Genomic DNA, 9,484 nt, shown 5'->3' with positions numbered 1-9,484 from the left:
CCGCCTGGGTGAGGTTCGCATCTGAGGCCGCCAGCAGGCACAATTCAGATGGTGAATGAGACAAATCCCGGGGTGACCCCGGGCAATGGTGCGGAGAGCAACTTCACACCCTTCGTTGAGTTGGACCGTCAGACCTGGGCGCGGCTCTCCAACGAGATCAGCTCCCCCCTCGGCCTTGAGGACATTCTTCGGCTGCGGGGGCTGGGCGATGAGCTCAACCTCGATGAGGTGCGTGAGGTCTACCTTCCCCTGTCGCGGCTCCTGTCCCTCTACGTGGCGGCCGCAGGTGAGCTGCACGCCGCCACTACGACATTCCTGGGCGAGCAACGCACCCGCACCCCCTTCGTTATCGGGGTCGCCGGTTCGGTGGCCGTCGGAAAGTCGACGACGGCCCGGGTGCTGCGCGAGCTGTTGAGCCGCTGGCCGGACACCCCCAACGTGGAGCTGGTCACCACCGATGGGTTCCTGTACCCCAATGATGAGCTGGAACGCCGCGGCCTGATGCAGCGCAAGGGCTTCCCTGAATCCTATGATCGACGACGCCTGCTCAGGTTCGTCAGCGAGGTCAAGAGCGGAGCCGATGAGGTGCGCGCCCCGTGGTACTCCCACCTGACCTACAACATCGTGCCCGACCGTGAAGTGGTGGTGAGGCGTCCCGACGTGCTCATTGTGGAGGGCCTCAATGTGCTGGCGCCCGCCAGGACCCGTGCCGATGGGCGGTCCGGGCTGGCTTTGAGTGACTTCTTCGATTTCTCCATCTATGTCGATGCCAAGACCTCCTACATTGAGCAGTGGTACGTCCAACGGTTCCAGTCACTGCGCTCGGGTGCGTTCGCCAACCCCCAGTCCTATTTCCACCGGTATGCGTCGTTGACCGACGACGAGTCCCGCGAGACAGCGCTCGGCATCTGGAAGCGGATCAACGAGCCCAACCTGATGGCCAATGTGCTGCCAACCCGGGGCCGGGCGCAGCTGGTGCTGACCAAGGAAGCCGATCATTCGGTGCGGCGGATGTTGCTGCGGAAGACCTGACCGGATGCGTCGACGGCCCCCGCGTCGGTTGCTGGTGACGGCAGCGATCCTGGCTGCCGCCGTCACCGGCTGCGGCACACCCGCCCAGGGCCCGACGGCATCGGACATCCCGAGCTTTGCCGTCGGCCAGATCCCCGCGCCCGCTCAACGGTCGCCGTCGTCAGCTGCGGCTCCCGCTGCCGGCTCGGTCCCTGCCCCTGCCGGCTCAGCGGCGGCCGGCTCTGCATCGGGAGACTCTGTTTCGGGAGACTCTGTATCGGACGACTACGCCGATCCCTCGGCCGCCACCGTCGTCGTCAACAAACGGNTCGCCCCGATCGACTACACCCCGGCGGACCTCGTCCTTCCCAAGGTGCCCCTCGCGACGGATCGCGTCAATGCAACCCTGCGCCCTGATGCGGCCGAGGCTGTGGAGGAGATGTTCGCCGCAGCCGCCGACGACGACGTCTGGCTCACCCTGGTCAGCGGCTACCGCTCCTACCCCGTCCAGGCCGCTACCTACGACTACTGGGTGAGTCGCAACGGCAGCCCCGAGGACGCGGACAACTACTCCGCCCGGCCCGGCTTCTCCGAACACCAGACCGGGCTGGCCTTCGACATCGGGCAGGACGACGGCGCCTGTACCCTCCGATCCTGTTTTGCGGAGACAGCCGCTGCGGCCTGGGCCGCGGACAACGCCCACAGGTTTGGCCTCATCCTGCGGTACCCAGAGGGCCGCCAGGACACCACGGGGTTCCTCGCCGAGTCGTGGCACTACCGGTTTGTCGGGGTTGAGACCTCGGGCGCCATGCGGGACAACGGAGTGCAGACCCTCGAGGAGCACTTCGGGCTGCCCGATGCGCCCGACTACGGCTAGCGATGCTATCCTTAGCGGATGCTCAACGGATTCCAGAAATTCATCATGAAGGGCAACGTCGTCGACCTCGCCGTCGCCGTGGTGCTCGGCACGGCCTTCGGCGCCGTCGTTACAGCTCTTGTCGATTCGGTTCTCATGCCACTGATCTCGGCTTTGGTGGGCTCACCGAACTTCGACGACTTCGCTAAGGTCACCATCAATGGCAACGACATCCTGTTTGGGGTACTCCTCACGGCGATCGTCAACTTCCTCCTGATCGCGGCCGCCGTCTACTTCGTGATCGTGCTGCCGATGAACAAGATGATCGAACGCCGCAATCGAAGCCTTGGCATTGTGGAGGAAGGGCCCGCTGTGGACCCCCAGGTCGCCCTGCTGACCGAGATCCGGGACAGCCTGGCCAACCGGTCCTAGGCGGAAGCCAGAGCCAACCGGAGCGACACAGTCTCAGCGAGGCGGTCGGCGGTCAGCTGGGCGGTCGCCATGTCGGCAGCCTCCACCATGACCCGCACCACCGGTTCGGTGCCGGAGGGCCGCAGGAGCACCCGGCCGGTCTCCCCCAACGCGTCCTGCGCTTCGAGGACTGCCTGCTGGACATGCTCGTTCGTGGTTACGGCGGCCTTGTCGACGCCCTTGACGTTGATGAGCACCTGAGGGAGCTTGTTCATGATCTGGGACAGCTCCTTGAGCGTCCGTCCGGTCCGCGCCACCTGCGCCGCCAGTTGCAGGCCGGTCAGAACGCCGTCCCCGGTGGTGGCGTACTCTGCGAAAATGACGTGCCCCGACTGCTCGCCGCCGAGGCTGTAGCCGCCGTCGCGCATTCCCTCGAGCACGTACCGGTCGCCCACCCCCGTCTCCCGCAGGCTGATGCCTGCCTCGCGGAGAGCGAGCTTCAGCCCGAGGTTGCTCATCACCGTGGCAACCAGGGTGCTGTCCTTCAGGGTTCCAGCAGCGTTCATCGCCACGGCCATGATCGCCATGATCTGGTCGCCGTCGACGATGTTTCCTTCATGGTCGACGGCGAGACACCGGTCGGCGTCGCCGTCGTGGGCGATTCCCAGGTCAGCTCCATGCTCGAGCACAGCGGCCTGGAGGGGTCCGAGGTGGGTAGACCCGTACCCGTCGTTGATGTTGATCCCGTCGGGGTCAGCTCCGATGACAACGATCTCGGCGCCCGCGTCAGCGAAAACCTGGGGTGAGCAGCCGCTGGCGGCTCCGTGGGCGCAGTCCAACACCACCTTGACTCCCTCCAGCCGATTGGGGAGGGTCTGCAGGAGGTGGACCACGTAGCGGTCCTCGGCGTCTGCGAAGCGTTGGATCCGGCCGACATCTCCTCCGGTGGGCCGGAGGGCTGGACGGGTCAGTTCCAGCTCGATCGCGTCCTCGATCGTGTCATCAAGCTTCTTGCCCCCGCGTGCGAGAAACTTGATGCCATTGTCAGGTGCGGCGTTGTGGGAGGCGGAGATCATGACGCCGAAGTCGACGTCCAGGTCCGCCACCAGGAAAGCCGCGGCGGGCGTGGGGAGAATTCCGGCGTCGAACACGTCAACCCCAGCTCCGGCCAGGCCGGCTTCGACTGCCGCAGCAATGAAGTCACCGCTGATCCGCGGGTCGCGTGCGATCACCGCGGTGGGCCGTCTGCCGTTGGTGAAGCGGTGGCCGAGTACCACTGCCGCCGCCTGGGCCAGCTGCATTGCCAGCTCCGGCGTGATCAGTTCATTTGCCAGTCCACGGACACCGTCGGTCCCAAATAATCTACTCATCGATGTACATCCTAATTCAGGGGGAATAGATCCCGATCTTAAACACCCAACGCCCATCCGGAACCCGGATGGGCGTTGGGAAGCACACAGAACCGGACACCCTTGACGATGCGGGCCGGTCCACGCGGTGCTCTAGCGCTTCGAGTACTGAGGTGCCTTGCGAGCCTTCTTGAGACCAGCCTTCTTACGCTCGATCACTCGTGCGTCGCGGGTCAGGAAGCCGGCCTTCTTGAGGATGGCACGGTTGTTCTCGCGGTCGATCTCGTTCAGGGAACGGGCGACGCCGAGGCGCAGCGCACCGGCCTGGCCGGATGGGCCACCACCGTGGATGCGGGCGACGACGTCGTAGGAGCCCAGGAGGTCAAGGATCTTGAACGGATCGTTGACTTCCTGCTGGTGCAGCTTGTTGGGGAAGTAATCGGCCAGTTCGCGGCCGTTCACGATCCACTTGCCGGTACCCGGGACGAGCCGGACCCGTGCAACTGCTTCCTTGCGACGGCCAACGGCTCCGCCGCCGACAGTCAGTGCGGGACGTTCCTTGGCGGTTGCCTCGGTGGTCTCGCCGGTTTCTGAGGTGTAGCTCGTGAGCTCCTCAGTTGGTTCATTCAGCTCTTCAGTGTTCTGAGCCACGGTTCTCCTTGAATTAATTTCTTAGTGTGTGGTGGCCAGGACTACTGGGCGACCTGGGTAATTTCGAAGGTCTTGGGCTGCTGGGCAGCGTGAGGGTGCTCGGCACCGCGGTAGACCTTCAGTTTCCCGATCTGCTGGGCAGCCAGGGAAGTCTTGGGAAGCATGCCTCGGATGGCCTTCTCCACAGCGCGGACTGGATTCTGTTCCAGCAGCTCTGCGTAGTTGACCGACGAGAGGCCACCCGGGAACCCGGAGTGGCGGTATGCACGCTTCTGCTCGAGCTTGGCGCCGGTCAGGGCTACCTTCTCGGCGTTGATGATGATGACGAAATCGCCCATATCCATATGGGGTGCAAAGGTCGGCTTGTGCTTTCCGCGCAGCAGTGTTGCGGTCTGGCTGGCAAGTCGGCCTAGGACAACGTCGGTGGCGTCAATGACGTGCCACTGGCGGTTGATGTCGCCTGGCTTCGGGGTGTACGTACGCACGGTTTTTGCCTTCGTTTCTTGTTCGGTGACGCCTCCACGCCGGGAAGATTAATTCCCACGCGAAAGCTCAGCTTATGCATGCGCTACCGGAACTTCAGGTGAGGGCTGAAAGCCAGTGATCCCGGTTATCTCGGCCATCCCCGCGGGCCAGGTGACTCTGCAACCGAGTCGCCACGCGGGCATGGACGTATCGAGGAGGGATACGCACAACGACTACCCAGATTAGCGCGAAGCTGTGCCCCAGGTCAAAGCGAGCTCTGGGTCGACCGTCCTCGTCGGCGGGAGTTGCCCTGTCGGCCCAGAAACGGCCCCCCGGTCAACGTTGGCCGGTTGCTCTCGGCAGCTCTTGGCCTCAGGGCCGTTTCTACGACTGGGGACCCTCACAGCGGGCGGATTCGACGGCCAGCAGCCGAGAATCCGGGGATTTTGCCGAAAGCTGAAACTTAAGGTTAGGTTAGCCTTTCCTAATTGTTCCGGCAGGAAGTGCCGTAAACAGACATGTTGATTGGAGTTTCCAGGTGAAGCACATCATGGGCCGGACCGTTGCCCTTTCCGCGGCCGTCGTAACGACGGCGCTCGTCCTCGCGGGGTGCGGGACCGCAGCCAGCAGCACTGACGCGACCAGTGAAACGTCGGAGTCGGCTGCCACTGAGCTCACGGTTGAACATGCCCAGGGTGAGACGGTCCTGGAGGGCGTTCCCGAAACCGTTGTCACCTTCGACATGGCTTCGCTCGACACACTGGATACCCTTGGTGTGCCTGTCGCCGGACTCCCGCAGGATAACCTGCCGGACTACCTCGAGAAGTACTCCGGCGCTGACTACCAGAATATGGGAACCCTCTTCGAGCCGGACTATGAGGCGGTCAATGCTGCCGAACCGGACCTCATTATCGTCGCCAACCGGTCCTCCGAGGCGTACGCCGAGCTGAGCAAGATCGCCCCGACCATCGACCTGACCCTGGACTGGGAAGACTATCTCGGAAGCTTCACCCAGAACGTGGAAACGCTCGGTGAGGTCTTCGACAAGACGGCCGAGACGGATGCCGCACTGGAAGAGGTCTCGTCGAAGATCGGTGAGGCCCAGTCCGTGGCAGGGGAGGCTGGAACCGGTCTGATCGTCATGACGAGCGCCGGGGAAATTACCGCCTATGGACCGGGGTCCCGGTTCGGCTGGCTGCATGACGAGCTTGGCCTGGAACCAGCTGTTGCCGACGTCGAGGCGGAAACCCACGGCGATCCGGTATCAAACGAATTTCTGCTCGAAACCAACCCTGACTGGCTCTTCGTCATCGACCGTGACGCAGCGGTCGGCGAGTCCGGTAGTGCCAACGCCCGGGAAGTCCTCGACAACGAGGTAGTTGCCGAGAGCACCGCGTGGAGTGAGGACCAAGTGGTGTATCTGGACCCTGTGCCCTGGTACATCGTCATGAGCGGTCTCACCGCGGTGAACGACATGGTTGATTCCGTCATCGACGGGCTGTCGTAATCGGCCCTCAAGCCCTGCGCACCACTAGCATCGACCCGGCCACTCCCCCGGTCCGTCGCCGTGGACCAGCGCCACTACTGTTACCCCTTGCCGGGGTGGCCGTCGTGGCGCTGGCGATCGGCAGCACCTTCATCGGCGTCAGCGACGTCACCCCGGCGAGCCTGCTACGGGGCGGCGCCGATAGTGAGGCAGCATTCCTGCTCCTCGCCAGCCGGGTGCCACGGACCATCGCGCTGGTTCTGACCGGCATTTCCCTGTCGGTGGTCGGTCTCATCATGCAGATGCTGGTGCGCAACAAGTTCGTCGAGCCCAGCACCACCGGCACTGCTGAATCAGCTGCCCTGGGATTGCTGGTCGCAACAGTCTTCCTGCCAGAGGTTTCCCTGATGGGGAAAATGCTGGTGGCCGCGCTGTTCGCCCTTGCCGGAACATCCCTTTTCCTGTTGATCCTGCGGCGCATTCCAGTCCGGTCGATCGTGCTGGTGCCTCTTGTCGGCATCATGCTGGGCGGGATCATCGGTGCGGTGACCACCTTCTACGCCTACCGCCTTGACCTGCTGCAGACCCTCGGCGTGTGGATGACCGGTGACTTTTCGGGGATCCTCAGGGGCCGGTACGAGCTCCTCTGGGTTGCCTTCGCCATGACGGTCACTGCCTACCTGGCAGCCAACCGATTCACCGTCGCAGGGTTGGGCCAGCAGTTCACCAACAACGCTGGACTCAACTACGGGCGCCTGCTGATCTTTGGTCTGGTGATCGTGTCGGTGGTCAGCGCCGTCGTCGTCGTGACGGCCGGCGTCATTCCGTTTCTGGGGCTGGTGGTACCCAACGTTGTGAGTCTGATGATGGGAGACAACGTCAGGAACTCGATGCCCTGGGTCGCGGTCCTGGGAGCCGGCTTCGTCCTCGTCTGCGACATGATCGGCCGCCTGGTGCGTTTCCCCTACGAGATACCGCTGGGTGTTGTCGTCGGCGTGGTGGGGGCTGCGATCTTCCTCTTCCTGCTCTTGAGGAGCCCCGGCCGTGCCCACTAAATTGATAGCTTCGCCTCCGGGAGCGCGCCGGAGTTGGCGGCCCGATCGACCAACAGCAGTGCTCACCGTGCTGAGTCTGCTGGCTCTCGGGTGCATCGTCTGCTTCCTCACCGTGGGAATCATTGGCAGCTGGGAATTCGCAGTGCCGTTCCGCGCACGGAAAGTCGTAGCCATGACGCTCGTGGCCATTGCCGTCGGCGTCTCAACAGTCCTCTTCCAGACCGTCACCAACAACCGGATCCTGACCCCATCCATCATGGGCTTCGATGCGCTCTATGTGCTGATCCAGACGGTCATTGTCTTCAGCTTTGGTGCCCTGACCCTCGCGACAGTCGATGACCGCCTGAAGTGGGTTCTCGAGGTGGGCGCGATGGTCCTGTTCTCTTCCCTCCTCTTTCGCTGGCTGTTCTTCGGGGCACGCCGGAGCCTGCATCTGATGATCCTGGTGGGGATCATCCTCGGGGTGCTTTTTCGGAGCATCTCCGGATTCATCCAGCGGATGCTCGACCCAGCGGCGTTCGCCGTGCTGCAGGACTCGTTCTTCGCAAGCTTCAACGCGGTGAACGAGGACCTCATTGTCATCTCGGCGGTAGCGGTTCTGATTTGCCTGGTGGTCGGAGCGCGGCTGCTCCCAGTCTTCGACGTCCTGGCGCTGGGCGAGAACCACTCAATAGGTTTGGGCGTCAACCACCGACGGACTGTGATGACCGTGTTGATCCTCATCGCGGTCCTGGTTTCGGTGTCCACCGCGCTGGTCGGGCCGATTACCTTCTTCGGGCTGATTGTCGCCAACCTCGCGTATGCCCTCACTGGAACCAGCCGGCACCGCGTGGTGCTGCCTGGAACGGTCCTGCTGGGCATCATCGCTCTCGTTGGTGGTCAGCTCATGCTCGAGCAGGTCTTCGGCTTCAATACGGCGCTGGGCATCATCATCGAGTTTGCTGGCGGAATTTTGTTCGTCATTCTCCTGATCAGAAAGGGACCCCGATGATCACGTTACGAGGGGTAACAAAAAGCTACGGCTCGCAGGCAGTGGTCGACGACGTCAATCTGGACCTCGGTCGGATTGGGGTCACGTCAATCATTGGCCCCAACGGCGCCGGCAAGTCGACGCTGCTCTCGATCGTTGGACGACTGTTGTCGATGGATCATGGCACCGTCCACATTGAGGGGCTGGACATCACGACGACGTCGGGCAGGGTCCTGGCGAAAAAGACTGCCATGCTGCATCAGGACAACCACCTCACTGCACGCCTGACAGTGGGCGAACTCGTGGCTTTCGGACGCTACCCCCACTCCCGGGGGCGCCTCACCACCGATGACAAGAAACGGATTGACGAGGCCCTGCGCTACCTCGACCTGACGGAACTTCAGTTTCGTTTCCTCGACGAGCTGTCGGGTGGGCAGCGACAACGGGCGTTCATCGCGATGGTGCTGGCGCAGGACACCGACTATGTCCTTCTCGATGAACCGCTGAACAACCTGGATCTACGGCATGCGGTCGAGATCATGCGCCTGCTGCGCCGGACCGCCGATGACCTGGGCAAGCGGGTGGTGCTGGTCATGCACGACATCAATTTCGCCTCGGTCTATTCGGACGAGATCGTCGCCATGGCTGGCGGAAGGATCATTCACCAGGGCCCGGTTGAGACCATCATGCGGCCCGAGGTGCTTTCTGCCATCTATGAGACTCCAATCGATGTTCAGAGCATCGATGGGAAATTGATCAGTTTGCATTACACCTGATCTGAGCCACCGACCCTCCAGATCAGCGAGATGCTGCCAAGTTCCCGCAGGGTTAGGACCGGAATCACAGCCTCTGCGCAGGGTTTACGCAGGATAAGAAAAGCACCCGTATTCAAGGAGTTGCTAATGCTACTTTCTATCCAGCGGCGGTTCTCATCCGGCGTACCGTTTACCTCATTCCCAGGAGCATTACATGGTCTCTCTCTTTGCCACCCTGCACGTCCTCGGCCTCAAAGCCACCGAACGCCTTCGCCGCGAACAGACTGGCGCGACCGCGGTTGAGTACGGCCTGATGGTCGGTCTCATCGCCGTCGTTCTCGTTGTCGGTGTAACTGCATTCGGCGGCCAGCTCGGCACATTCTTTACGAACCTCGGTGGCGAGATCGGAATCTTCGACGCACCGGCCTAGGCTATACCGAACATTCTGGTTGGTCACCCTCATCATGGACCTCCT

General features: G+C 62.8%; 11 protein-coding genes. 8 read left to right on the top strand and 3 right to left on the bottom strand.

What is annotated here, in order from left to right:
* Window positions 1-48: 48 nt before the first annotated feature.
* The 3 genes from coaA to mscL all read left to right on the top strand — a co-directional run bounded on the left by coaA (window position 49) and on the right by mscL (window position 2,299).
* Window positions 49-1,032, top strand: a complete 984-nt coding sequence (coaA, locus tag K728_RS0111640; protein WP_024476819.1) for a type I pantothenate kinase — start codon at window positions 49-51, stop codon at window positions 1,030-1,032.
* Between the two features lie 4 nt (window positions 1,033-1,036).
* Window positions 1,037-1,888, top strand: coding sequence for a M15 family metallopeptidase (locus tag K728_RS20665; protein ID WP_035747914.1), 852 nt, complete (start codon window positions 1,037-1,039; stop codon window positions 1,886-1,888).
* Between the two features lie 18 nt (window positions 1,889-1,906).
* The gene (gene mscL, locus K728_RS0111630) at window positions 1,907-2,299 is read left to right on the top strand and encodes a large conductance mechanosensitive channel protein MscL (RefSeq protein ID WP_024476817.1); all 393 of its coding nucleotides are present in this window, start codon (window positions 1,907-1,909) and stop codon (window positions 2,297-2,299) included.
* Here the strand turns inward: mscL and glmM are convergent.
* The 3 genes from glmM to rplM form a co-directional block, all read right to left on the bottom strand.
* Window positions 2,296-3,648, bottom strand: a complete 1,353-nt coding sequence (gene glmM, locus K728_RS0111625; RefSeq protein ID WP_024476816.1) for a phosphoglucosamine mutase — start codon at window positions 3,646-3,648, stop codon at window positions 2,296-2,298. The two genes, mscL and glmM, sit on opposite strands and share 4 nt — an antisense overlap.
* A gap of 132 nt (window positions 3,649-3,780) precedes the next feature.
* Window positions 3,781-4,278: a 30S ribosomal protein S9 gene (rpsI, locus tag K728_RS0111620; protein ID WP_024476815.1), complete on the bottom strand. Its 498-nt coding sequence runs from the start codon at window positions 4,276-4,278 to the stop codon at window positions 3,781-3,783.
* Window positions 4,279-4,319: 41 nt separating this feature from the next.
* On the bottom strand, window positions 4,320-4,763 hold the full coding sequence (gene rplM, locus K728_RS0111615) for a 50S ribosomal protein L13 (protein ID WP_019481538.1): 444 nt from the start codon (window positions 4,761-4,763) through the stop codon (window positions 4,320-4,322).
* Window positions 4,764-5,281: 518 nt separating this feature from the next.
* On the opposite strand from rplM, the gene K728_RS0111610 reads away from it, so the two are divergent.
* The 5 genes from K728_RS0111610 (at window position 5,282) to K728_RS0111590 (ending at window position 9,439) form a co-directional block, all read left to right on the top strand.
* Window positions 5,282-6,250: a siderophore ABC transporter substrate-binding protein gene (locus tag K728_RS0111610; RefSeq protein WP_024476814.1), complete on the top strand. Its 969-nt coding sequence runs from the start codon at window positions 5,282-5,284 to the stop codon at window positions 6,248-6,250.
* Window positions 6,251-6,354: 104 nt separating this feature from the next.
* The gene (locus tag K728_RS0111605; RefSeq protein ID WP_156911303.1) at window positions 6,355-7,284 is read left to right on the top strand and encodes an iron chelate uptake ABC transporter family permease subunit; all 930 of its coding nucleotides are present in this window, start codon (window positions 6,355-6,357) and stop codon (window positions 7,282-7,284) included.
* Entirely contained in the window at window positions 7,274-8,275 is a 1,002-nt protein-coding gene (locus tag K728_RS0111600) for an iron chelate uptake ABC transporter family permease subunit (RefSeq protein WP_237742142.1), read from the top strand. The genes K728_RS0111605 and K728_RS0111600 overlap by 11 nt, the downstream gene beginning before the upstream one ends.
* Window positions 8,272-9,030: an iron ABC transporter ATP-binding protein gene (locus K728_RS0111595; RefSeq protein WP_024476811.1), complete on the top strand. Its 759-nt coding sequence runs from the start codon at window positions 8,272-8,274 to the stop codon at window positions 9,028-9,030. Before K728_RS0111600 ends, K728_RS0111595 begins: the two co-directional genes overlap by 4 nt.
* Before the next feature lie 193 nt (window positions 9,031-9,223).
* On the top strand, window positions 9,224-9,439 hold the full coding sequence (locus K728_RS0111590; protein WP_024476810.1) for a Flp family type IVb pilin: 216 nt from the start codon (window positions 9,224-9,226) through the stop codon (window positions 9,437-9,439).
* The last annotated feature ends 45 nt before the right edge of the window (window positions 9,440-9,484 follow it).

The organism is Arthrobacter sp. CAL618 (assembly GCF_000468215.1).
GTDB lineage: Bacteria > Actinomycetota > Actinomycetes > Actinomycetales > Micrococcaceae > Arthrobacter_D.
Note: the sequence above shows the minus strand (reverse complement) of the source record. Positions and strands in the feature narration are given on the sequence as shown.